This is a genomic window from Aeromonas hydrophila subsp. hydrophila ATCC 7966, from assembly GCF_000014805.1.
GTDB lineage: Bacteria > Pseudomonadota > Gammaproteobacteria > Enterobacterales > Aeromonadaceae > Aeromonas > Aeromonas hydrophila.
This window is the reverse complement of the sequence record NC_008570.1, coordinates 4538994-4563631: the sequence shown is the minus strand read 5'-3', so window position 1 is coordinate 4563631 and position 24638 is coordinate 4538994. Positions and strand designations below refer to the sequence as shown.

Genomic DNA, 24638 nt, shown 5'->3' with positions numbered 1-24638 from the left:
ACCGCCGCTGCAGGGGCGGCCTGGCTGCCCACGCAAAGCAACGCCCGTACCGCCAAAAGACGTGAAAGATTCCTTCATTGGCAGTTTGGCAAGACGAGGGGCCTACGGCAGGGGGCGGTAGGGGCTTTGGGCGCAGATGTCGCGAATGAGGGTGCGCAGCCAGCGGTGGGCCGGATCCGCGTCCAGCCGGGGATGCCAGAGCAGGGCGACCCGGATCCCGGGCAGGGTGAAGGGCAGGGGCCGTGCAACCAGATCGCCCAGCAGGGCGGCGCAGTGGTGCTCCGGCACCGTGGCCACCAGATCGCTGCCGCGCACCAGCGCCAGCGCGGTGGCAAAGCCGGGCACCAGAGTGGTGACGGTGCGCGTCAACCCCAGCTTGGCCAGCGCCTCATCGACCGGGCTGTGGGGCTGGCCGCGGCGGGACACCAGCACGTGACGCGCCTCGGCATAGCGGCTGGCGGTCAGCGGGCCGTCGCACAGTGGATGGCCCGGGCGCAGCACGGCGACGAAGTGGTCCTGAAACAGCGCCTGGGTACGCAACTCGGGTGCCGTGGTGGCGCTGATGACCCCGGTCTCGAAATCCAGCTCGCCGCTGCGCAGGGGGCCGCTCTCCTTGTCGGGTTTGGCCAGAAAGTGCAGCCGCACCCCCGGCGCCTCGGCGGCGAGCCGGCTCAGCAGGGCGGCGCCGAACAGTTCCACCAGCCCCTCGCTGGCGCGCAGGGTGAAGGTGCGCTCCAGCCGCGCCGGGTCGACCTCCAGCCGGGGGCGCAGCACCTCCTCGGCCTCCTGCACCAGCCGGCCGACCTGCTCGCGCAGCAGCAACGCCCTGGGAGTGGGTACCAGGCCGCGGCCAGCCCGCACCAGCAGCGGGTCGCCGGTGGTCTCCCGCAGCCTGGCCAGGGCCCGGCTCATGGCGGAGGGGCTCAAGCCCAGTCGTCTGGCCGCGCCCGCCACGCTGCCTTCGTCCAGCAGGGCATCCAGGGTGATCAGCAGGTTGAGGTCGGGAGTGCTCATGTGCATGCCTTCATCGAGGTGGGAGCAAGGTGCCTGCTTCATCATACCCGAGAACGGGCCCCCTCATATGGCGTCTGGTGCATTGATAAATTGCAACGGGTGCGTCTTCCGCCTGTTCACCGGCCCCACTAGCCTTGTCGTCATCACCCCTTTGTGGAGCCCGGATCATGTCATCCTTCACCCGCGTTTTAACTCCCGCTGCACGCCGCCTCGGTCTGCTGGCGCTTGGTCTCGCCACCCTGTTGCCCATGCTGGCTGGGAGCATGGCCAGCATGCTGCTGCCGGCACTGGGCGCGGACTTTGCCGTTCCCTTCGCCAGCTTGCAGTGGGTGCTGGTGGCCTATCTGCTGGGGCTCACCTGCCTGACGGTGGTGGCGGGCCGGCTGGGGGACAGGTTCGGCCGGCGCCGCCTGCTGCTCTGGGGCATGGGGCTGTTTGTGCTGGCCAGCCTGCTCTGCGCGCAGGCCTCGACCATCGGCTGGCTGCTTGCAGCCCGGGTGCTGCAGGGGGGAGGAGCGGCCTGCATGCTGGTGCTGTCGCTGGCCATGGTGGGCCAGCTGGTGTCGCCGGCTCGGCGCGGCCGGGGCATGGGGCTGCTCGGTACCCTCTCGGCCTGCGGCACGGCCCTCGGCCCCTCGTTTGGCGGTCTGCTGCTGGATGTTGCCGGCTGGCAGCCGGCCTTTCTCGCGCTGCTGCCGATCGGCCTGCTGGCGCTGGTCTGTGGCCTGTTCGGTCTGCCTCGGGATGCGGCGTGTACAGAGGGAGAGAGGCTCAATCTGGCGAGTCTGTCGCTCTTGCTGGTGGCGCTGCTCTGCTACGGGCTGGCCCTCACCTCGACGGGGGCGCTGGCCCTCTGGCTGGGGGGCGGGGCGCTGCTGGCCACCGCCTGGCTGGTGCGCAGCGAGCTGGGCGCTGCCGCCCCCCTGTTGCCGCTGGCGCTGCTGGGTACCCGTCGGCTGCGCGGTGGTCTGGCGGCCAGTGCACTGGTGGCCGGCATCATGGTGTTGACCCTGCTGATCGGCCCCTTCTATCTGCAGGGGGTATTCGGGCTCGACCCGTTCACCAGCGGGTTGCTCATCTCGGGCGGGCCCCTGCTGGCGGCGCTGACCGGGCTGCCCGCCGGCTGGCTGGTGGACAGGGTCGGCGCCATCACAGTGGTGCGGCTGGGATTGCTGCTGATGAGTGGCGCCGCGGCCTTGCTGGCGGTGCTGAGTCCAGCCCTTGGCCCGCTCGGCTATCTGCTGCCGATCCTGTTGCTGACCGCCGGCTACGCCCTGTTTCAGACCGCCAACAACAGCGCCGTGATGGGTGGCAGCGGTGGACAGGCCCGCGGTGCCGTGGCCGGGTTGCTGACCCTGGCGCGCAATCTGGGTCAGCTGACGGGGGCGGCCGGGCTCGGCGCCCTGTTTGCCGGTCTGGCGGGCGGGGGCGATCCTGCCGTTGCCAGTGCCAGCGAGCTGCACTTCGCCATGCAGGCCAGCTTCGCCCTGAGCGGCTTGTTGCTGCTGGCTGCGCTCTGGCTGGCGGGAAGAGACCAGTGCAGTGCGCCGGGCGAAGCGACCCGGGCAGGCTGCGAGTCGGGAGGGGGCTGAAAACAAAGACGCCTCCACAGGGGAGGCGTCTTGTGATGAGATTGAGCGGTTCGCTTACAGGAGATTAAACCGCTCAGCTCCTCGTTCTCGATTTACAGGATAAAGCGGCTCAGATCCTCGTCTTCAATCAGCTTGCCGAGGTGAGCGTTGACGTAGTCGGTGTCGATGACGAAGGTCTCGCCGGACTTCTCGGAGGCGTCGTAGGAGATGTCTTCCATCAGGCGCTCCATCACGGTGTGCAGGCGGCGGGCGCCGATGTTCTCGGTGCGCTCGTTGACCTGCCAGGCCGCTTCGGCCAGACGGCGGATGCCATCCTTGGTGAACTCGATCTTGACCCCTTCGGTAGCCATCAGCGCCTGGTACTGATCGGTCAGCGAGGCGTTCGGCTCGGTCAGGATCCGCTCGAAGTCATCGGTGGTCAGCGCGGTCAGCTCGACCCGGATCGGCAGGCGGCCCTGCAGCTCGGGGATGAGATCTGATGGCTTGGCGATCTGGAAGGCGCCGGAGGCGACGAACAGGATGTGGTCGGTCTTGACCATGCCGTGCTTGGTGTTGACGGTGCAGCCCTCGACCAGCGGCAGCAGGTCGCGCTGTACCCCTTCACGGGAGACGTCGGGGCCTGAGCTCTCGCCGCGCTTGCAGATCTTGTCGATCTCGTCGAGGAAGACGATGCCGTTGTTCTCGACCGCGGCGATCGCTTTCTGCTTCAGCTCTTCCGGGTTGACCAGGCGGGCCGCTTCCTCTTCGATCAGCGCCTTCATGGCCTCTTTGACCTTGATCTTGCGCTTCTTCTTCTGGTTCTGGCCCAGGTTCTGGAACAGCCCCTGCAACTGGTTGGCCATCTCTTCCATGCCCGGCGGGGTCATGATTTCGACGCCCATCGGGGAGGCGGCGAGCTCCAGCTCGATCTCCTTGTCATCCAGCTGACCTTCCCGCAGTTTCTTGCGGAAGATCTGGCGGGTGTTGGAGTTGTCGGCTTTCTCTTCCTCGCCCCAGCTGTTGCGCGGGTTGGGCAGCAGGGCGTCGAGGATGCGCTCTTCGGCGGCTTCCTCGGCGCGGTATTTCATCTTCTCCATCTCGGTTTCGCGCACCAGCTTGATGGCGGCATCGGTCAGATCGCGGATGATGCTGTCCACTTCCTTGCCGACATAGCCCACTTCGGTGAACTTGGTCGCTTCCACCTTGATGAAGGGGGCGTTGGCCAGCTTGGCCAGGCGACGGGCGATCTCGGTCTTGCCGACACCGGTCGGGCCGATCATCAGGATGTTTTTCGGGGTCACTTCATGGCGCATCTCTTCATCGAGCTGCATCCGGCGCCAGCGGTTGCGCAGGGCGACGGCGACCGCGCGCTTGGCGTCGGCCTGGCCGATGATGTGACGATCCAGCTCGTGGACGATTTCTCTCGGGGTCATCTCGGACATGATGGCGTTCCTGTATCCGGGGCGGGCAGGGCCCACCCCTTGGAAAATGGGGTTTGGCTGGCGGCCTTATTTGGCGGCCCTATTTCGCCGACTTATTTAGCTGAATAATCCAGCACTTCGATGGTGTGGTTGCCGTTGGTGAACACACAGATGTCGCCCGCAATCTTGAGGGACTTCTCGACGATGCTTTTGGCGTCGAGCTCGGTGTTCTCCAGCAGGGCGATGGCGGCGGACTGGGCAAAGTTGCCGCCGCTGCCGATGGCGATGAGATCGTGTTCCGGCTGCACCACGTCACCGTTGCCGGTGATGATGAATGATTTGTGCTCGTCGGCGACGGCCAGCAGGGCCTCGAGGCGGCGCAGGGCGCGATCGGTGCGCCAGTCCTTGGCCAGCGCCACGGCGGCGCGCTCCAGGTTGCCCTGATGGGCCTGCAGTTTGGCTTCGAAGCGCTCGAGCAGGGTGAAGGCGTCGGCGGTGCCGCCGGCGAAACCAGCCAGTACCTTGCCGTTGTAGAGGCGATGAACCTTGCGGGCATTGCCCTTCATGACGGTGTTGCCAAGGGAGACCTGGCCATCGCCACCGATGACGACCTGACCGTTGCGGCGAACTGAAACTATGGTAGTCACTTTACTTACCTCGCTTGAGCCGAATGACGGCCTGACTGTGCATGGCAAGAAAGATGGGGATGGCAAACCGGCTTTTCAAGCCTGTGGTGTGGCGAGACCAACGGGGTGGGAGAGGCGCGGTGGCAAGTGGCACCAAAAGAAACAGGGCCGGGTGTTGCCACCCGGCCCTGTGGGTATGGACGCGGCGATCAGCCCTTCTTGGGGATGCAGCCGCTGATGCCGGAGCCCTGCAGCTTGCGGTTGGCCGCATCGGCCGCCGCCTTGCCGCTGAAGGGACCGACCATCACCTTGTAGACGGCGCCACCGGCCCCGTTGACCACCTGCAGGCTGGAAGAGAGCCCGGCGGTGAAGGCGATGCGTGCCTTGAGCGATTCGGCGGAATCCTGCGAGCGCAGCGCGGCGCACTGCATCATGTAGCGTTCGTTGTCGGCCGTCGCGGGCGGGGTCGCCGCTTTGGCCTTGGCGGCCTCGGCCCGTTCCCGCTCCAGTTCGGCACGCAGCTCCCGCTCCATCCGATCCCGTTCGGCCTTGCGGTCGATCACCTGCTCCTGGGCACTGGCCACCGGTGCGCCGGTCGCCGGCTTGGCCGGTTGTACCGGTTGCGGCTTGTAGGGCTGTACCTGACCGATGGGGGTACCCGGCTGGGGAATGTCGGTCGGCACCGGTTGCGGCAGCTTCTCCGGCTGCAGGGTCATGGTTTCCGCCGGCGGTGGCGGCAGCACGCCCGGCTGGGGCGGCGGTTCGGTGATATCGACCTGCTTGTTCTCCAGCCGTTCGATATAGCTCCACTTCTCCTGCGGCAGACCGTTGTTCTGTGCCTTGGGCTTGTTGGCTTTCACCTGCTCTTCGATGGTCGGGGCATCATGACCCTTGCCACTGATGGTGTAGAGGAAGCCGCCGAACCCTGCCAGCAGCGCCCCGGCCAGCAGGGCCGGGATAACAGGAAAGCGGCGAGGTGCCGCTTTCTTGGTGTTGCGACCACCCGCCCGACGTCGCGGGCGGCTGCCGACATAATCCCGGGTCGCCATCTATTACATGCGCTCCAGGGTGTGGATGCCCAGTACGCCCAGACCCAGCTTGAGGACCTTGGCGGTGGCGGCACACAGCAGCAGGCGGCTCTGACGGGTCGCTTCGTCGACGCCATCCTTGTTGATCGGGCAGGCTTCGTAGAAGGTCATGAAGTTGCCGGACAGCTCGTACAGATAGGTACAGAGCAGGTGCGGCATGCCCTTGTCCGCCACGCCGTTGACCGCGTCGGAGAACTGGATCAGCTTCTGGGCCAGCACCTCTTCCGCTTCCTCGTTCAGGATCACATGACCGCTCAGGGTGTCGGCATCGACGCCGGCCTTGCGGAAGATGGACTGGATGCGGGTGTAGGCGTACTGCAGGTACGGCGCCGTGTTGCCTTCAAAGGAGAGCATCAGATCCCAGTCGAAGATGTAGTCGGTGGTACGGTTCTTGGAGAGATCCGCATACTTGACCGCGCCCATGGCGATGGCGTGCACCACCTGGGCCTTCTCTTCGGCGGAGAGGTCGCTGTTGCGGCTCTCCAGCAGGGCGCTGGCGCGCTCTTCGGCTTCGTTCAGCAGCTCTACCAGCTTGACGGTACCGCCGGAACGGGTCTTGTAGGGACGGCCGTCCTTGCCCAGCATCATGCCGAAGGCGTGGTGCTCGAGCGGTACGGATTCCGGCACATAGCCCGCCTTGCGGGTGATGGTCCAGGCCTGCATCAGGTGCTGGTGCTGACGGGAGTCGATGAAGTACATCACCCGGTCGGCGCCCAGGGTTTCGTAACGGTATTTGGCACAGGCGATGTCGGTGGTGGTGTAGAGGAAGCCGCCATCGCTCTTCTGGATGATGACGCCCATGGGCTCGCCATCCTTGTTCTTGTACTCGTCCAGGAAGACGACGGTGGCGCCTTCGCTCTCGACTGCCAGGCCGCGCGCTTTCAGATCGGCGACGATCTCCGGCAGCATGTCGTTGTACATGGACTCGCCCATGATGTCCTTGTTGGTCAGGGAGACATTCAGGCGGTCGTAGTTGCGCTGGTTCTGCTCCATGGTCATGTCGACCAGCTTCTTCCACATGGTGCGGCAGTACTCATCACCGCCCTGCAGCTTGACCACGTAGTTGCGCGCGCGCTCGGCGAAGGCTTCGTCTTCGTCGTAGTGACGCTTGGCCTGGGTGTAGAAGGCTTCCAGATCGCGCAGCTCCATGTCGGAGGCGTGCTCGTTGGCCATCTTCTCCAGATAGGCGATCAGCATGCCAAACTGTGTACCCCAGTCACCGATGTGGTTGGCACGCACCACCTTGTGGCCGAGGAACTCCAGCGCGCGGGCGGCCACGTCACCGAGGACGGTGGAGCGGATGTGGTGCACCGCCATCTCCTTGGCCACGTTGGGGGCGGAGTAGTCCACCACCACGGTCTGCGGCACCGGCAGCTTCACGTTGGCGTTGGCAGAGGCGACCATGGCCTCCACCTGACCGGCCAGCCAGCTCGGGTCGAAGAAGAAGTTGATGAAGCCGGGGCCGGCGATCTCGACCTTGGCGATCAGATCGGAGGCGGGCAGGTGCTCGATGATGGCAGCGGCCAGCTCACGGGGATTCTTGCGGGCCGGTTTGGCCAGCAGCATGGCCAAGTTGGTGGCCAGGTCGCCGTGAGCCTTCTCCTTGCATCGGTCTACTTGCACGCGGGCTTCCAGGTCCGCCGGCAGGACGCCCGCTGACTTCAGATTGGCTACCGTTTGTTCAAGTAGATGATGAATATGCTCTTTCATAACTGACCACCAAGGTTGCGCGTCGAAAAATGACTGATATATAAGGGCGTGAATTTTACCCGCATCGGCCCGAGAAAACTATAGGGACGGCCCGCCGGAGTTGGACGGGCGGATATTTCACTGCATTTGGCACCGTAATCCAGAATATTGGACGGAAATTGTGGTGCTTATCCATTTCTACTGCATATCGAAGCGGCTTGTCCAGGCTATTTTCCCCTGATTGTTAAGGGGTTTTTTATTCCAGCTCGTTCTGAATGATCTGCCCCGTCGGCACGGTCGTATCAACAGGGACCTTTTACCGAGGAATCTGTCGATGAAACTGGCGCTGTTTCCCCTCTCGGCCCATCTGCTGCCCGGCGGCATCATGCCGCTGCGCATCTTCGAGCCCAGATACCAGCGCATGATCGCCCAGGCGGGAGATCAGGGCTTCGCCCTCTGCATGCTGGATCCCCGCCAGCCCGATGCGCTGCGCAACATGTACCCCATCGCCACCCGGGTGCGGATCGTCGACTTCGATCAACTGCCGGACGGCCTGCTCGGCATCACGGTGCTTGGCATGGAGCGGGTCAGGATCACCGATCTGTGGCAGGAGGCAGACGGCTTGCGGCTTGGGGAGGTGGAGCAGCTGCCCCCCTGGCGCACCGGCCGGCTCAATGCCGACCAGCACTCGCTGGCCAGGGCGCTGCAGGAGGTGTTCGAGGACTACCCGGAATACGCGGCCCTCTATCGCAACCCCGACTGGGGTGATGCCAGCTGGGTGGCCCAGCGCTGGCTGGAGGTGCTGCCGATCCCGGTGGAGCAGAAGCAGTGGCTGGTGGCGGCGGAAGACAACCAGCCGGCGCTCTCCCTGCTGAGCGGGTTGCTGGTCGCCAGCCACTGAGCCCTCTTTGATACGGTGCCGGTGATCCTTTTGCTGCGGCGCACGTATTGGCACTCATCACCCTCTTCAAGGTACGGCGCCATGGCATATACTGGCCAATCACAATCGACTCCGCACAGGATATCGCCCCCCATGGATGACCCCGCCGGCGATCTGAAATCCCTGTTGGTGCGGGTGGCCGAGCATGGCGATAAGGCCGCCTTCGCCACCCTGTTCCAGCACTTTGCCCCGCGCATCCGCAGCTACGGGCTGCGCCACCTCGGCAGCGAGGCCAACGCCATGGAACTGGTACAGGAGACCATGCTGCTGGTGTGGCAGAAGGCCCGGCTCTATCACCCCGACAAGGGGGCCGCCACCACCTGGATCTACACCGTGATGCGCAATCAGGGTTTCGACATGCTGCGCCGACGTCGCGCCAGCAAGGAAGAACTCTGTGCTGAGGAGCTGTGGCCCATGCTGGAGTTCAGGGCGGAAGAGGAGCACCTGAGCGGCGGTGAAGACGCCGTGCTGACCCGCCAGATGGCCCATTACGTCGGCACCCTGCCGGAACCGCAGCAGCAGGTGGTGCGCGGCATCTACCTGCAGGAGCTCTCCCAGCAGGAGCTGGCAGACCGGCTCGGCGTGCCGCTCGGCACCATCAAATCCCGCCTCAGACTGGCATTACAAAAATTGAAGGAACAAGTGGAGCAAGGCCATGATTAAAGCCCATCCCGTTCAGGCCATGTTGCGCGCCTTTGCCGCCGACGAACTGCCCCTGCCGCTGGCCGTCGGCGTTTCCGCTCACTGCGAGCTTTGCCCCGATTGCGCGGCCCGGCTGCGGGCCTGCGAAGAGGAGCTGGCCCGGCAATATCTAGCGCCGGCCGAAGAGTGCGAGCCCTTGCCGGCGGCGTTCGATGCCATGCTGGCTGGCATCCTGCAGCAGCCGGTGGCCAGTGCGGCTGCGTTGAGTCAGTCGGCGGCGGCACAGCCCGAACTGCAGGTGGCGGGCCAGTCGTACCGGTTGCCCAGGGTGCTGGCCCGTCACCACGCCCCCAGCTGGCGCCACATCGGCGCCATCCGGCAGGTGAGCCTGCCGCTCGACGAGCAGGGGGCCCGCGCCAGCCTGCTGCACATAGAGGCGGGCGGCCGCATCCCGGAGCACACCCACAAGGGCTATGAGCTGACCCTGCTGCTGGCAGGCACCATCGAAGATGGCGACACCCGCTATCAGGCGGGGGACTTCATCTGGCGTGATGCCAGCCACGCCCACAGTCCGCACACCCCGGACGGCTGCCTCTGCTACACGGTGCAGGATGCGCCGGTGCAGTTCACCAAGGGGCTGTCGCGGCTGCTCAACGGCATCAGCCATCGCCTCTACTGAGCCATGGCGGCAATAAAAAAGGGACCCTCGAGGTCCCTTTTTGCATGGTGTTGCGGCCGGATCAGGCGACGAACACCAGATAGACGGCGAAGGCCACCACGAAGCGGTAGATGGCGAACGGGATGAAGTCGAGGCGACGGATCAGCGCCAGGAAGGTCTTGATGGCGATCATGGCCACCACGAAGGCGGTGATGAAGCCCACCGCGAACATGGGGAAGTCGGCCATGGAGAGCAGATCCCGGCTCTTGTAGAGATCCAGTCCGCTGGCCGCCACCATCATGGGCACCGCCAGGATGAAGGAGAACTCGGCCGCCGCCTGGCGGCTGATCCCCATCAGCATGCCGCCGCTGATGGTGGCACCGGAGCGGGAGAAACCGGGCCAGAGCGCCAGGCACTGGAACAGACCGATGCCGAGCGCCTGCTTGTAGCTGATGTCGTCCAGGGTTTCGGAGCGCACTGCCGGGCGGAACTTCTCGGCGATGATCAGCAGGATACCGCCGGCCACCAGGGCGTACATCACGGTTTGCGGGCCGAACAGATGGGCCTTGATCCAGCTGTGGATGGCGAGGCCGATGATCACGGCGGGCAGCATGCCGAGGATGATGTGCACCAGCGAGAGGGTGGCGTGTCCCTGCGCCGGTTTCTGGCCGAAGTGGATGCCGATCAGGCCAAACAGGCGGCGCCAGAACACGGCGACCACCGCCAGAATGGAGCCCATCTGGATCACCACTTCGAAGGTGGCAGCCTTGGGGCCGTCGAAGCCAAGCAGGTGGCCGACGATGATCATGTGGCCGGTGGAGGAGACGGGGAGGAACTCGGTCAGGCCCTCCACTATGCCCAGCACGAAGGCGACAAACAGGGCGTAAGACTCTGTCATGTTTCAGATCTCTTGATTATTGGTCCGGATGAAGTCGGCCCCGAGCCGAGCCAGGGGCGACCAATGATGGAGGAAAATCGGGCGGGCAACCAGTGAATATTGTGTCGGCGCCAGGCCCCGCCGGCGGGGCTATGGGTTTTCGTTCGGGTCAGATTTGTTCGCTGTCGGCATCGGCCCCGATCAGGCGGTGCCCTGGCTGGTCAGGATCCCCTCGATTTGCTGCAGCAGCGCCGCATCCAGCGGGGGTTGGGCCTGGGCTTCCACCGCGCTGACAATCTGCTGCGGGCTGCTGGCACCGATCAGGGCGCAGCTCACCACAGAGTCGCGCAGCACCCACTGCAGTGCCAGTTGCGACAGCGGTTGACCCCGCTGCTGCGCCAGCGCGTGCAGGGCACGGATGGTGGCCAGCTTGCCGGCGGTGATCTGTTCGGGCTTGAGGAAGGGGCTGGCACTGGCGGCGCGCGAATCCGCTGGAATGCCTGCCAGGTAGCGATCGCTCAGCAGCCCGCCGGCCAGCGGGGAGAAGGCGATCACCCCCATGCCGTGTTCGCGGCAGGCCGGCAGGGTTTCGGCTTCAATATCGCGCTGGAACAGGGAGTATTTGAGCTGATTGACCAGACAGGGGGTGCCCAGCTCCGCCAGCCGGGCGGCGGCCTGCGCGGCGAGCGGGGCCGGGTAGTTGGAGAGGCCGACGTAGAGCGCCTTGCCCTGACGTACCATCAGGGCCAGCGCCTGGCAGGTCTCCTCCAGCGGGGTGCGCGGATCCGGCCTGTGGTGGTAGAAGATGTCCACGTAGTCGAGGCCGAGCCGGCGCAAGCTCTGGTGCAGGCTGGCAAACAGGTATTTGGCGCTGCCGCCATCGCCGTAGGGGCCATCCCACATGATGTACCCCGCCTTGCTGGCGATGATGAGCTCGTCCCGATAGGGAGCCAGGCTCCCCTTGAGCAGCTTGCCGAAGGTGATCTCGGCCGACCCCGGCGGCGGCCCGTAGTTGTTGGCCAGATCGAAGTGGGTGATGCCCAGGTCGAACGCCTGGTGCACCATGGCTTTCGCGGTGGCAGGATCGCACTCGGCGCCGAAGTTGTGCCAGAGGCCGAAACCGATGCCGGGCAGGCGCAGGCCGTGGCGACCGGCGGGTCGATAGGGCTGGCGCTGGTAGCGGTCGGGGGCGGCGAGGTAGTGATCATCCATAACGACTCCTTGCGTGAACTTGTGTGCGAGCGGATGTGACGGGTGACCCCGTGCCCTCTTCATCCGCCATGTCGGCATGGAGCAGAGTGCGCGGGGCCAGAGTGTAGCCAGAGTGCCGCGAAACGGTGACGCCGCCCCGGCCGCGCCTGGGGTGGTCAGCGCAGGTCTGCCGGAGGGCGCCGGGATCAGCTGGCGGCGATAAAGCGATAACGGGTCTGGTGGCGATAGGTCTGCCCCGGCGACAGCCAGGGATCCCCCAGCTCGGGCCGGTTGGGGCTGTCCGGCAACTGCTGGGCTTCCAGACAGAAGCCGGCGTGATCCTGATGGAGTCGGCCGCCTCGCGCCGGCGTATTGGCCAGCCAGTTGCCGGTGTAGAACTGCAGCGAGGGCTGGTTGGTGTAGACCTCCATCGCCAGCTGGCGATCCCCCGAGACCACCCGTGCCGCCCACTCGGCGCTCGGCCCGTTGAGCACGAAGGCGTGGTCATACCCCTTGGCCTGTTGCTGCTGGGGGTGGCTCAGCCAATCTTGTCCGATAAGGCGTTCGTGGCGCAGATCGAATGGCCCCTCCACCGGTGCGAGCGCGAGCGGCAGGCCGCTTTGGTCGGTCGGCAGGAAACGGTCGGCATTGAGGCGGATGAGGTGATCGCGCACATCGCCGCCGTTCGGGTTGTCATCGAGATTGAAGTAGGTGTGGCTGGTGAGGCTGACCGGGGTCGCGGCATCCGTGCTGGCGACGAAATCCACCACCAGATCGCACTGCTCCAGCCGGTACTCCAGCGTGACCCGCAGGTTGCCGGGAAAGCCCTGATCCCCCGCCCGGGAGAGCAGGGTCAGTCTGACCCGGTCCGCCTCCCGCTCCTTGATCTGCCAGTGCTGGCGATGAAACCCCGCCCGCCCGCCGTGCAGGCAGTGGGGCGGCTGGTTGGCATCCAGCGGCCAGCGCTGGCCGTCGCGCAGCAGTTCGGCGCCGCCGATACGGTTGGCAAAGCGCCCCGCCACCGCCCCCAGCCACACCTGCTGCGCGGGGTAGGCCTCATCGGCGCAGCCCAGCAGCACTTCGCGGCGCCCGCCCGCCACCGGCAGGGTTAGGGAGGTGAGGGTGGCACCGAAATCGAGGCCACGCAGGCGCAGCCCCTCCTCGTTTTCCAGCTCGAACGGGATCATGGCATCGCTCATAGTCTGCCTGCACCTGTGTTGCCGATCCGGCAGACATGGCCGTCGGTCTGCATCATCAATGGGCTCATAGTTTTCCCGCCCCCGCGCTGGCGCGGCAGACGTAGCTGTCGGCCTTGAGGCCGAAGCGGGCCGGGTACTCGGCATCGACCGCGGCGATCACCTCAGCCACCTTGTCGGGGTGCAGCAGGGCGACCACGCAGCCACCGAAGCCGCCGCCGGTCATCCGCACGCCGCCCTCGGTGCCGATCCTGGCCTTGATGATCTCCACCAGACCGTCGATGGCGGGCACGGTAATTTCGAAGTCATCGCGCATGGCGGCGTGGGAGTCGGCCATCAGCTCGCCGAGGCGCACCAGATCCCCTTGCGCCAGTGCGTCGGCGGCGGCCAGGGTGCGGCTGTTGTCGCCCACCACGTGACGGGCACGGCGATAGCAGACCTCATCCAGCCCGGCCTTGCCCGCTTCCAGCGCCGCCAGATCCAGATCGCGCAGCGCCTTGACCCCGTAGTGACGAGCGGCGGCTTCACACTGCTGGCGGCGGGTGTTGTATTCGCTGTCCACCAGGCCGCGGCGCACGTTGGAGTTGACGATCAGCACCGCCAGATCGGTGGGCATGGGGATGAGCCGGGTTTCCAGCGAGCGGCAGTCGAGCAGCAGGGCGTGATCCTGTTTGCCGCTGGCGGAGATCATCTGGTCCATGATGCCGCAGTTGCAACCGACGAACTGGTTCTCCGCCTGCTGGCCGTTGAGGGCAATCTCGGCCTGCGTGATGGCAAGCCCCAGTGCCTCCTTGAAGGCCTGGCCGATGGCCACCTCCAGCGAGGCGGAAGAGGAGAGGCCGGCCCCCTGCGGCACGTTGCCGGAGACCACCAGATTGAGGCCGCGCAGTGGATAGCCTCGCTCCTGCAGGTACTTCACCACCCCGCGGATGTAGTCGCTCCAGCGCTGATCGGCATGGTGGCCGATGGGCTGGTCGAGATCGAACAGGTCGCGCTGGTTGCCGTAGTCGGCGGCGATCACGTGCACCAGGCTGTCATCGCGCAGGCCGATGGCGACGCAGGTCTCGTAGTCGATGGCGCAGGGCAGCACGAAGCCATCGTTGTAGTCGGTGTGCTCGCCGATGAGGTTGACGCGGCCGGGGGCCCGCACCAGCAGGTCGGGTTGTTGCTCAAACTGCTCGGCAAACACGGCGCTGACGCGCTGGCTCGGGGTCATAGGGCCTCCTCGTTGGCCTGATTGGTCTGGTTGTAATGAATGGGGGACAGGGCGCGCAGTCGTTCCGCCGCTTGTTCCGGAGTCAGATCACGCTGGGTCTCGGCCAGCATCTCGAAGCCCACCATGAATTTGCGCACCGTGGCGGAGCGCAGCAGCGGCGGATAGAAGTGGGCATGCAGTTGCCACGCCTCTGGGCAGTCGGAGCGGGGCGGGGCAAAGTGCCAGCCCATGGAGTAGGGGAAGCTGCACTCGAACAGATTGTCGTAGCGGCTGGTGAGCTCCTTGAGCGCGATGGCCAGATCCTGCTGCAGCTCGGGAGTGAGGTCGAGCAGAGAGGGAACGTGGCGCTTGGGCAGCAGCAGGGTCTCGAACGGCCAGGCCGCCCAGAAGGGGACTACCGCCAGCCAGTGGGCGGTCTCTACCACGATGCGGGAGCGATCCTGCAGCTCCCGCTCCACGTAGTCGACCAGCAGCGGGCGGCCGTGCTCCGCCAGCCAGTCGCGCTGGTGCTGCTCTTCGCGGGCAATTTCATTGGGCAGGAAGTCGCTGCCCCACAGCTGGCCGTGGGGATGAGGGTTGGAGCAGCCCATGACGGCGCCCTTGTTTTCAAACACCTGCACCCACTCCCACTGGGCCGACAGTTCGGCCACCTGCTCCATCCAGGTGGTGATCACCTGCTCGATGGCAGGCAGGGGCAGCTCGGGCAGCGTCTTGCCGTGATCCGGCGAGAAGCAGATGACCCGGCTGGTGCCACGGGCGGCTTCCAGCTTGAGCAGGGGATCCTGCTGGCCACTGGCGGCCGGGGTGTCCTGCATCAGGGCGGCAAAGTCGTTGGTAAAGACGAAGGTATCCCGATAGTAGGGGTTCTGGTCGCCGGTGACGCGCTTGTTGCCGGCACAGAGGAAGCAGTCGGGGTCATGAGCCTGGCTCGGCGCCTGGCTCACCTTCTCGACCTGGCCCTGCCAGGGGCGCTTGGCCCTGTGAGGGGAGACCAGCACATATTGGCCGGTCAGCGGGTTGAAACGACGGTGGGGGTGATCAACCGGGTTGAACATCATCACTCCTCAAGCTCAATAAAGGAATTGCGGGCAGTGATGAGGGCGGGGGCGCCGCTCATCTTTGGCCCCTCTCCCGCGACGGGAGAAGGGAGCAAAACGGACATCACGCCTCATACCCCCGTGGGTTGGCGGATTGCCAGCGCCAGCTGTCGGCACACATGGCGGCCAGATCCCTCTGGGCTCGCCAGCCCAGCTCGCGCTCGGCCTTGGCGGGATCGGCCCAGCATTCGGCGATGTCGCCGGGACGTCTTGGTTCGATGCGATAGGGCAAGGGGCGGCCGCTGGCTGCCTCGAACGCCGCGACCATCTGCAGCACGCTCTGGCCCTGGCCCGTGCCCAGGTTGTAGACGTGCACGCCCCCCTTGCTGGCGCAGTGCTGCAACGCCTTGACGTGCCCCTCGGCGAGATCCATCACGTGGATGTAGTCGCGCACACCGGTGCCGTCGACGGTGGGGTAATCGTTACCAAAGATGGAAAGGCAGTCGCGCCGGCCGATGGCGACCTGGGTCAAAAACGGCATGAGGTTGTTGGGGATCCCCTGGGGATCTTCCCCCATGGTGCCCGACTCGTGGGCGCCGACCGGGTTGAAGTAGCGCAGCAGGGTCATGCTCCAGTGCGGCTCGGCCCGCTGCAGATCCTCGAGGATCTCTTCGATGATCAGCTTGGATCGGCCGTAGGGGTTGGTGGCGCTGCGCGGGAAATCTTCCCGGATGGGGGTGTTGGCCGGGTCGCCGTAGACGGTGGCCGACGAGCTGAACACCAGGTTATGGACGCCGGCCCGCTGCATCGCCTGCAGCAATACCAGGGTGCCGCTCAGGTTGTTCTCGTAGTATGCGAGGGGGAGGCGGGTGGACTCGCCGACCGCCTTGAGGGCGGCGAAGTGGATCACGGCGTCGATCCGTTGCTCGCTGAAGATGCGATCCAGCAGGGCCGGGTCACGGATGTCCCCCTGATAGAAGCGGGGCTCGCACCCGCTGATGGCGGCGATGCGAGCCAGTACACCCGCCTTGCTGTTGCAGAGGTTGTCCACCACCACGGGCTCCATGCCAGCCGCTTGCAGTGCCAGGCAGGTGTGGCTGCCGATGTAGCCGCAGCCGCCGGTGACCAGTACTTTCATCCTCATCTCCACGCTGAAAAAAGCCTGTGAAGGAGTCTAGCCGAGGGGCCGGCGGGCAAACTGTGAACTGGCTAACAAATATGTGTAAACGATTACACTTGTTTTGATGGTCATCATTTCAGCAATATGGTTTTCCCCCCTGTTATCAGTGACATTGCTCGGTATAATGGCGCCATCCCGAGCCGTGAAATAAGTGAAAACAGCATGAGTACCATCAAGGATGTCGCCCGTTTGGCCAACGTATCGGTGGCAACGGTTTCACGGGTGATGAACAACTCACCCAAGGCCAGTGCCGCTTCCCGCGAGGTGGTACAGAAGGCCATGGCCGAACTGGGCTACACCCCCAATGCCAACGCGCGGGCACTGGTCAGCCAGACCTGTGACACCATGGGGGTGCTGGTGGGCGACGTGGCGGATCCCTTCTTCGGCGCCCTGGTCAAGGGGGTGGCCGCGGTGGCGGTGGAACAGGGTCTGCACCTGTTGATGGGTAATGGTTTTCACAAGGCACGGCAGGAGCGCGAATCCATCGAACTACTGATCGGCAAGCGCTGTGAGGCGCTGGTGGTGCACAGCAAGGCGCTGAGCGACGAAGAGCTGATCGACTACGCGCTGCGGGTGCCCGGCATGGTGCTGATAAACCGCGACATCCCGGCGCTCAAGGGGCGCTGCATCGCCCTCAACAACCGCCAGGGGGCCGCCACGGCGACCCGGCATCTGCTGGAGCTGGGCCACCGCCACATCGCCTTCCTCAGTTCGGATCACGCCATCGAAGATGCCATCCTGCGGTTGCAGGGCTATCAGGATGCGCTGGCCGAAGCGGGGCTGCGTGCCGACCCCGAGCTGGTGGAGAGCGGCATGCCCAACGAGGAGGGCGGCGAGCGCGCCATGCTCAACCTGCTGGCCAAGGGGCTGCCCATCACGGCCGTGGTGGCCTACAACGATGCCATGGCGGCGGGTGCCATCTCGGTGCTGGCGGACAACGGCCTCAAGGTGCCGGAGGAGGTGTCGGTAGTGGGCTTCGATGACATCATCTATGCCAGATACCTGCGCCCCAAGCTCTCCACCATGCGCTATCCGGTTGAACTGATGGCAGCCCAGGCGGCCAAGCTGGCACTGCAGCTGGCGGCGGGCGAAAGCGAGGCGGTGCAGAGCCGCATTTACACCCCGACCCTGATCAACCGCCACTCGGTGGCTCCCGTTCGAAGCTGATCCCTTTCATTTACCTCCGTTTACCGCTCCGGATCGCCATTTTTGCGGCGCTTGATCCGGAGCCTTGGTCTTTTACCTGCATTTAGCGCATTTTTACCCTGTTTTACTTAACAAATTCAGTGTAATCGTTTACATCTGTGTGAGCGAGATCGCCGATCACCGGGCAAAACTCCCCTACACTGCATACGTTTTCGGCGTTCATGCAGGGAGAGAGAAGAATGCTCAGGGAGATAGTGGCCCGTCAGGACTGGCAGACCCAGGCGATTACCGCGGTGAATCGGTTGCCTGCCCATACCCCCTTGTTCAGCTGGCGCAGCGAAGCCGCGGCGCGAGATGATCTCGCCTCGCCATCGCGCACCCTGCTGGACGGGGAGTGGCGTTTCTCCTTCTTCGAGGCGCCCGAACTGGTGCCGGAGCACTGGCTGGTCGAGGATCTGCCGGATGCCTGTGCCATCAAGGTGCCGGGCAACTGGCAGCTGGATGCGGCCTACCCAGGGTTGCGGCTTGCGACGGATGTGCCCATCTACACCAACATCAAATATCCCTTCCCGTGCGATCCACCGCGGGTGCCGGCCGAGAATCCCACCGGCTGCTACTCCCGCGAGTTCAGCGTGCCGGCCGACTGGCTCGCCAGCGGCCAGACCCGGATCATCTTCGACGGGGTGGACAGCGCTTTCCACCTCTTCTGCAACGGCCGCTGGGTCGGTTACTCCCAGGACAGCCGGCTGCCTGCCGAATTTGACCTGACCTCTTTCCTCTGCGGCGGTGACAACCGGCTGGCAGTGCTGGTGCTGCGCTGGTCCGACGGCTCCTATCTGGAAGATCAGGACATGTGGCGCATGAGCGGCATCTTCCGCTCCGTCAGCCTGCTGCACAAACCGGTCCGTCATCTGATGGACATCCGGGTCACCCCAGAGCTGGACGCCTGCTATCGCGATGGCCGCCTCAAGATCGCGCTGCAGGCGGCCAATGGGGCCGGTTTGTCGGTGGCGGCCTGCCTCTATGACGGCGGTGAGCGGGTGGCGACCCTGCGCCAGCCGATCGGCACGCAAGCCATTGACGAGAAAGGGGCGTATGACGATCGTGCCGAGTGCTGGCTCGAGGTGGCGGCCCCGCGCAAGTGGAGTGCCGAGACCCCCCACCTCTATCGCCTTACCCTGACTCTGCTGGACGAGCAGGGGGAGCCCATCGAGAGCGAAGCCTATGACGTGGGCTTTCGGGCGGTGGAGATCCGTGGCGGCCTGCTGCGGGTCAACGGCCAGCCGCTGCTCATTCGCGGCGCCAACCGTCACGAACACGATGTGGCCAGCGGTCATGTGGTGACCCCCGCCGCCATCGAGCAGGATCTGCTGTTGATGAAGCGGCACAACTTCAACTCGGTGCGCTGCTCTCATTACCCCAATCACCCCGAGCTTTATCGGCTGTGCGACCGGCTCGGCCTCTACGTGGTGGACGAGGCGAACCTGGAGACCCACGGCATGACCCCCATGGGGCGGCTGGCACGGGATCCCGCCTGGAGCAACGCCTTCCTGGAGCGGGTGACCCGCATGGTGGCCCGTGACTTCAACCACCCCAGCATCATCATCTGGTCCCTTGGCAACGAGTCGGGCTACGGCCCGGCCCACGATGCCATGTATGGCTGGGTCAAGCGGGCGGATCCGAGCCGTCCGGTGCAATACGAAGGGGGTGGGGCCGATACGCCGGCCACCGACATCATCTGCCCCATGTATGCCCGTACCCATCAGGATCAACCCTTCCCGGCGGTGCCCAAGTGGGCGCTGGCCAAGTGGATTGGCCTGCCGGGAGAGACCCGCCCGCTGATCCTGTGTGAATACGCCCACGCCATGGGCAACAGCCTGGGGGGCTATGCCCACTACTGGCAGGCATTTCGCGATCATCCGCGGCTGCAGGGTGGTTTCGTCTGGGATTGGGTCGATCAGGGACTGGACAAGCTGACCGATGACGGCCGTCATTTCTGGGCCTATGGCGGTGATTTCGGCGATACCCCGAATGATCGCCAGTTCTGCTGCAACGGTTTGGTGTTCCCCGACCGTACCCCTCATCCTGCCCTGTTCGAGGCCAGGCGGGCCCAGCAGCCGTTCGGGTTGACGTTGCTCGAGCGCCAGCCGCTGACGGTCGAGATCCGCAGCGAATACCTGTTTCGCGAGACGGACAACGAGCGGTTGCAGTGGCGGCTGTGCGAAGACGGCGTGGTGGTGAGCCAGGGTGAATGCCCACTCACCCTGGCACCGCAGGGCAGCATGATGCTGACTCTGCTGGAGCGGTTGCCGGCCTTTGCGCCGGGGGCGCTCGCCTGGCTGGATCTCGCCATCGTGCAGCCCGCCGCCACGCCCTGGTCTGCGGTCGGTCACGAGGTGGCGCGTCAGCAATGCATGCTGCCTGCCCCTCTGTCGCTGCCTGTTGCCCGCACGCCGGCTACCTTCATCGAGCTGGCGGATGGCTGGCAGATCCGGGCGGCCGCCAGCGAGTGGCGGCTGGACAAGGCCAGCGGCCGCGTCCAAAGCTGGTGCAAGCTGGGCCGCGAGCAACTGAAAGAGGCCATCGCCGATCACTTCTATCGGGCACCGCTCGACAACGATATTGGTACCAGTGAGGCGGATCACGCCGATCCCAACGCCTGGATCGCTCGCTGGCAGGAGGCCGGGCTCAATGAGTTGCAGCACCGCTGCCTCGATATGGTAGTGAGCCCTGACCAAGGGGTTGTGACGGTACACCACGGCTACTTCGTCGGCGATGCGCTCAAGCTGCTGACCCGCTGGCGCCACGAGTTCGATCAGGATGGGGCCATGCGCCTCGCCATCGAGGTGCAGGTGGCGGCCGAGATGCCCTCCCTGCCGCGCATCGGCGCCCGGCTCTGGCTGACCGACGAGGTGCTGGCGACAGGGGAGGAGGTGAGCTGGCTGGGGCGCGGTCCGCACGAGAACTACCCGGATCGCCTGCTGGCTGCCGACCTCGGTCGCTGGCAGTCGCCGCTCGATGTGCTGCACACCGCGTATGTGTTCCCGACCGACAACGGACTGCGCTGCGACACCCGCCAGCTGCAACTGGGTAGCATCGAGGTCGAGGGGCTGTTCCATTTCAGCTTGAGCCGCTTCAGTCAGCAGCAGCTGGCACAGGCCCGCCACCAGACCGATCTGGTGGCCGAGGGAGGGCTGCATCTCTGTCTCGATGGCTTTCATATGGGAATTGGGGGCGATGACTCCTGGAGCCAGAGCGTGCGGCCGGAATATTGGTTGCAGCCGGGCGGCTACTATTGGAACTGTGTTCTACGCTGAATCTGAGCGATTGCTTAACAAGAAAGAGCCTCGTTCAGGGCTTCACCTTCAGCAATCAAATGTAACCTAATGATTTTTAATTGATTTGTTGCTATGTAACAGAGTGTAAACGTTTTCATTTTGTTGTCATGATCACAGATTGTCATACAACAAACTGATTACATTAGGCTGGCGCCAGTTCACTTGGTGTACAGCATTCCCTACAAAAACAGATAGAGAGATCGGAGCATAACAATGAAAAAGATCACGACCATTGCCGCCGTACTGATGAGCCTGATGGCTGGAGCCACCGCTCATGCCGAAACTCGCATCGGGGTGACCGTCTACAAATACGACGACAACTTCATGGCGGTAGTGCGCAAGGCAATCGAGAAGGAAGCGGCAGCCAACCCGGGGGTGGAGCTGTTGATGAATGACTCCCAGAATGACCAGTCCAAGCAGAACGATCAGGTCGACGTACTGCTGGCCAAAGGCGTGAAGGCGCTGGCCATCAACCTGGTTGACCCGGCGGCGGCCCCGGTCGTGATCGAGAAGGCCCGTGGCGAGGATGTGCCCGTGGTGTTCTACAACAAGGAGCCGAGCGCTGCCGATCTCGCCAGCTATGACAAGGCTTACTACGTGGGTACCGACTCCAAGGAGTCAGGCATCATCCAGGGTCAGCTGATCGCCAAGCACTGGAAAGCCAACCCGGCCTGGGATCTGAACAAGGATGGCGTCATCCAGTTCGTGCTGCTGAAAGGGGAGCCGGGTCACCCCGATGCCGAAGCCCGTACCACCTACGTCATCAAGACCCTGAACGACGGCGGCATCAAGACCGAGCAGCTGCACATGGACACTGGTATGTGGGATACCGCCATGGCCAAGGACAAGATGGACGCCTGGATCTCCGGCCCCAACGCCAACAAGATCGAAGTGGTCATCGCCAACAACGATGGCATGGCGATGGGTGCTGTCGAGTCGCTGAAGGCCCAGGGCAAGACCGCCATCCCGGTATTCGGGGTTGATGCCCTGCCGGAAGCGCTGGCACTGGTCAAGAGCGGTGCCATGGCCGGTACCGTGCTGAACGATGCCGCCAACCAGGCCAAGGCGACCTACGAACTGACCAAGAACCTGGCGGAAGGCAAAGCGGCCGGTGAAGGCACCAAGTGGAACATCGTCAACAAGGTTGTGCGCGTTCCCTACGTTGGTGTCGATGCTGACAACCTGTCCAAATTCGAATAATTCCCTCCTCCCGGGCAAGGGGTTTCCCCTTGCCCTCAGTTTCAACCAGATGTGATGGCTGATATGACAACACAGCAACAATCAGAATGGCTGTTGGAGATGATTGACGTCAGTAAAAGCTTTCCCGGCGTCAAGGCACTCGATAATGTCAATTTACGGGTCCGTCCTCATTCTGTGCATGCGTTGATGGGCGAGAACGGGGCAGGAAAATCCACGTTGCTCAAGTGCCTGTTCGGCATTTACGAGAAGGATCAGGGCAAGATCTTCTTCAAGGGGCAGGAGATCAACTTCACCTCTTCCAAAGAGGCGCTGGAGAATGGCGTCTCCATGGTGCATCAGGAGTTGAACCTGGTGCTGCAACGCTCGGTGATGGACAACATGTGGCTCGGCCGCTATCCCACCAAGGGGCTGTTCGTCGATCACGGCAAGATGTATCAGGACACCAAGCATATCTTCGACGAGCTGGACATCGACATCGACCCGCGGGTCAAGGTCGGTACCCTCTCCGTCTCCCAGATGCAGATGATCGAGATCGCCAAGGCGTTCTCCTATGACGCCAAGATCGTCATCATGGACGAGCCCACCTCCTCGCTGACCGAGAAAGAGGTGAGCCATCTCTTCAAGATCATCAACAAGCTCAAGGAGAAGGGCTGCGGCATCGTCTACATCTCCCACAAGATGGAAGAGATCTTCCAGCTGTGTGACGAGATTACCATATTGCGGGATGGCCAGTGGGTGGCGACCCAGCCGCTCAAGGGCATGACCATGGATCAGATCATCGGCATGATGGTCGGTCGTGAGTTGACCCAGCGCTTCCCGGAGAAGACCAACCAGCCGAAAGAGGTGATCCTCGAAGTCGAGCACCTGACGGCGAAGAACCAGCCCTCCATTCAGGACATCACCTTCAACCTGCACAAGGGGGAGATCCTCGGCATCGCCGGACTGGTGGGGGCCAAGCGCACCGACATCGTCGAGACCCTGTTCGGCATCCGCGATCGCAGTGAAGGGATCATCAAGCTGCATGGTCAGCCGGTGGCGAACCACAATGCCCACGAGGCGATCCGCAACGGCTTTGCACTGGTGACCGAAGAGCGGCGCTCCACCGGCATCTATTCGCGTCTCGACATCGCTTTCAACTCCCTGATCGCCAACATGGACAACTACAAGGGCTCCATGGGGCTGCTCAGCGACAACAAGATGAAGAGCGATACCCAGTGGGTCATCGACTCCATGCGGGTCAAGACACCGACTCAACAGACCCAGATCGGCTCCCTCTCGGGGGGCAACCAGCAGAAGGTGATCATCGGCCGCTGGCTGCTGACCCAGCCGGAGATCCTGATGCTGGACGAACCGACTCGCGGCATCGACGTGGGGGCCAAGTTCGAGATTTATCAGCTCATCCTGGAGCTGGCGAAGAAGGACAAGGGCATCATCATCATTTCGTCGGAAATGCCCGAACTGCTCGGCATCACGGATCGCATCATGGTCATGAGCAATGGCCGGGTCGCCGGGATCGTCAATACCAAAGAAACTGACCAGAGCGAGATACTGCGCCTGGCATCTCTGTACCTCTAGAGACAGGAAGACATTTATGGAGTCGGCTAAAAATTTCAATCTGATGCGGGCGCTCAAGGAGAACGGCATCTACGTGGTGCTGCTGGTGCTGCTCATGATCATCGTGATCAAGGAACCCTCCTTCCTGAGTCTCACCAACTTCAGCAACATCCTGACCCAGTCTTCGGTACGGGTCATCATAGCGCTGGGGGTGGCAGGCATCATCATCACCCAGGGGACGGATCTGTCGGCCGGTCGTCAGGTCGGCCTGGCGGCGCTCATTGCGGCGACCATGCTGCAGGCGCTGACCAACGTCAACAAGGTGTTTCCCAGCCTGGGCGAAGTGCCCATTCCGGCGGTGATCCTGCTGGTGTGCGTGGTGGGGGCCCTGATTGGTCTGGTCAACGGCCTTATCGTGGCTTATCTGAACGTCACCCCGTTCATTACCACCCTGGGGACCATGATCATCGTCTACGGCATCAACTCCCTCTACTTTGACTCTGTAGGGGCTTCGCCGGTGGCCGGTTTTGACCCTCGTTTCTCGAGCTTCGCGCAGGGGTTCATCAAGCTGGGTGGCTTCAAGCTATCCTATCTGACCTTCTATGCCGCCATTGCCAGCGTGTTCGTCTGGGTGCTGTGGAACAAGACCCGCTTTGGCAAGAACATCTTTGCCATCGGCGGCAACCCGGAAGCCGCCAAGGTCTCCGGCGTCAACGTGGCGGTCAACCTGGTGATGATCTATGCGCTGGCTGGGGTGTTCTACGCCTTCGGCGGCATGCTGGAAGCGGGCCGGATCGGCAGTGCCACCAACAACCTCGGCTTCATGTATGAACTCGATGCCATCGCCGCCTGCGTGGTGGGTGGGGTGTCGTTTGCCGGCGGGGTGGGCACGGTCGCCGGGGTGATCACCGGGGTACTCATCTTTACATTGATCAACTATGGTTTGACCTATATCGGGGTCAGCCCTTACTGGCAGTTCATCATCAAGGGCGGCATCATCATTCTGGCGGTGGCGTTGGACTCCATGAAGTACGCCAAGAAGAAATAACGATTG

20 protein-coding genes are annotated in these 24638 nt (G+C 63.9%); 9 read left to right on the top strand and 11 right to left on the bottom strand.

The genetic code is table 11. From position 1 onward, the window contains the following. Positions 1 to 102: 102 nt before the first annotated feature. Positions 103 to 1014, bottom strand: a complete 912-nt coding sequence (locus tag AHA_RS20795; RefSeq protein WP_164927765.1) for a LysR family transcriptional regulator — start codon at positions 1012 to 1014, stop codon at positions 103 to 105. A 167-nt stretch (positions 1015 to 1181) separates the two neighbouring features. On the opposite strand from AHA_RS20795, the gene AHA_RS20790 reads away from it, so the two are divergent. Beyond that, the gene (locus tag AHA_RS20790) at positions 1182 to 2606 is read left to right on the top strand and encodes an MFS transporter (RefSeq protein ID WP_011707777.1); all 1425 of its coding nucleotides are present in this window, start codon (positions 1182 to 1184) and stop codon (positions 2604 to 2606) included. Positions 2607 to 2698: 92 nt separating this feature from the next. On the opposite strand, the gene hslU is transcribed toward AHA_RS20790, so the two are convergent. The 4 genes from hslU to argS form a co-directional block, all read right to left on the bottom strand. Beyond that, positions 2699 to 4027, bottom strand: a complete 1329-nt coding sequence (gene hslU / locus AHA_RS20785) for an HslU--HslV peptidase ATPase subunit (protein WP_011707776.1) — start codon at positions 4025 to 4027, stop codon at positions 2699 to 2701. Between the two features lie 92 nt (positions 4028 to 4119). Continuing rightward, positions 4120 to 4653, bottom strand: coding sequence for an ATP-dependent protease subunit HslV (hslV, locus tag AHA_RS20780; RefSeq protein ID WP_005306539.1), 534 nt, complete (start codon positions 4651 to 4653; stop codon positions 4120 to 4122). A gap of 188 nt (positions 4654 to 4841) precedes the next feature. Further along, positions 4842 to 5681 (bottom strand): SPOR domain-containing protein, encoded by an 840-nt coding sequence (locus AHA_RS20775; RefSeq protein ID WP_011707775.1) that lies wholly within the window; start codon positions 5679 to 5681, stop codon positions 4842 to 4844. Positions 5682 to 5684: 3 nt separating this feature from the next. Then, positions 5685 to 7430 (bottom strand): arginine--tRNA ligase, encoded by a 1746-nt coding sequence (gene argS / locus AHA_RS20770; RefSeq protein ID WP_011707774.1) that lies wholly within the window; start codon positions 7428 to 7430, stop codon positions 5685 to 5687. A gap of 313 nt (positions 7431 to 7743) precedes the next feature. Here argS and AHA_RS20765 point away from each other — a divergent pair, with 313 nt between their 5' ends. The 3 genes from AHA_RS20765 to AHA_RS20755 all read left to right on the top strand — a co-directional run bounded on the left by AHA_RS20765 (position 7744) and on the right by AHA_RS20755 (position 9670). Next, entirely contained in the window at positions 7744 to 8310 is a 567-nt protein-coding gene (locus tag AHA_RS20765) for an LON peptidase substrate-binding domain-containing protein (protein WP_043164119.1), read from the top strand. Between the two features lie 132 nt (positions 8311 to 8442). Continuing rightward, positions 8443 to 9012 (top strand): sigma-70 family RNA polymerase sigma factor, encoded by a 570-nt coding sequence (locus tag AHA_RS20760; RefSeq protein ID WP_016352315.1) that lies wholly within the window; start codon positions 8443 to 8445, stop codon positions 9010 to 9012. Next, entirely contained in the window at positions 9005 to 9670 is a 666-nt protein-coding gene (locus AHA_RS20755; protein ID WP_011707771.1) for a ChrR family anti-sigma-E factor, read from the top strand. The genes AHA_RS20760 and AHA_RS20755 overlap by 8 nt, the downstream gene beginning before the upstream one ends. A gap of 61 nt (positions 9671 to 9731) precedes the next feature. On the opposite strand, the gene bacA is transcribed toward AHA_RS20755, so the two are convergent. The 6 genes from bacA to galE form a co-directional block, all read right to left on the bottom strand. Continuing rightward, complete coding sequence (gene bacA, locus AHA_RS20750; RefSeq protein ID WP_011707770.1) at positions 9732 to 10547, bottom strand: undecaprenyl-diphosphate phosphatase; 816 nt, start codon at positions 10545 to 10547, stop codon at positions 9732 to 9734. 180 nt (positions 10548 to 10727) lie between these two features. Then, complete coding sequence (locus tag AHA_RS20745; RefSeq protein ID WP_011707769.1) at positions 10728 to 11738, bottom strand: aldo/keto reductase; 1011 nt, start codon at positions 11736 to 11738, stop codon at positions 10728 to 10730. 185 nt (positions 11739 to 11923) lie between these two features. After that, positions 11924 to 12916: a galactose-1-epimerase gene (gene galM / locus AHA_RS20740; RefSeq protein ID WP_164927764.1), complete on the bottom strand. Its 993-nt coding sequence runs from the start codon at positions 12914 to 12916 to the stop codon at positions 11924 to 11926. 64 nt (positions 12917 to 12980) lie between these two features. Further along, positions 12981 to 14129: a galactokinase gene (gene galK / locus AHA_RS20735; RefSeq protein ID WP_011707767.1), complete on the bottom strand. Its 1149-nt coding sequence runs from the start codon at positions 14127 to 14129 to the stop codon at positions 12981 to 12983. Beyond that, entirely contained in the window at positions 14126 to 15184 is a 1059-nt protein-coding gene (locus tag AHA_RS20730) for a UDP-glucose--hexose-1-phosphate uridylyltransferase (protein WP_011707766.1), read from the bottom strand. Before AHA_RS20730 ends, galK begins: the two co-directional genes overlap by 4 nt. A gap of 106 nt (positions 15185 to 15290) precedes the next feature. Next, positions 15291 to 16304 (bottom strand): UDP-glucose 4-epimerase GalE, encoded by a 1014-nt coding sequence (galE, locus tag AHA_RS20725; RefSeq protein WP_011707765.1) that lies wholly within the window; start codon positions 16302 to 16304, stop codon positions 15291 to 15293. A gap of 204 nt (positions 16305 to 16508) precedes the next feature. Here galE and AHA_RS20720 point away from each other — a divergent pair, with 204 nt between their 5' ends. The 5 genes from AHA_RS20720 to mglC all read left to right on the top strand — a co-directional run bounded on the left by AHA_RS20720 (position 16509) and on the right by mglC (position 24632). Continuing rightward, positions 16509 to 17513, top strand: coding sequence for a substrate-binding domain-containing protein (locus AHA_RS20720; protein ID WP_011707764.1), 1005 nt, complete (start codon positions 16509 to 16511; stop codon positions 17511 to 17513). Positions 17514 to 17731: 218 nt separating this feature from the next. Next, positions 17732 to 20809, top strand: a complete 3078-nt coding sequence (locus tag AHA_RS20715) for a beta-galactosidase (RefSeq protein ID WP_011707763.1) — start codon at positions 17732 to 17734, stop codon at positions 20807 to 20809. Between the two features lie 234 nt (positions 20810 to 21043). Then, positions 21044 to 22030 (top strand): galactose/glucose ABC transporter substrate-binding protein MglB, encoded by a 987-nt coding sequence (gene mglB, locus AHA_RS20710; protein ID WP_011707762.1) that lies wholly within the window; start codon positions 21044 to 21046, stop codon positions 22028 to 22030. Between the two features lie 54 nt (positions 22031 to 22084). Next, on the top strand, positions 22085 to 23605 hold the full coding sequence (gene mglA, locus AHA_RS20705; RefSeq protein ID WP_011707761.1) for a galactose/methyl galactoside ABC transporter ATP-binding protein MglA: 1521 nt from the start codon (positions 22085 to 22087) through the stop codon (positions 23603 to 23605). Between the two features lie 16 nt (positions 23606 to 23621). Then, complete coding sequence (mglC, locus tag AHA_RS20700) at positions 23622 to 24632, top strand: galactose/methyl galactoside ABC transporter permease MglC (protein ID WP_011707760.1); 1011 nt, start codon at positions 23622 to 23624, stop codon at positions 24630 to 24632. Positions 24633 to 24638 lie beyond the last annotated feature (6 nt).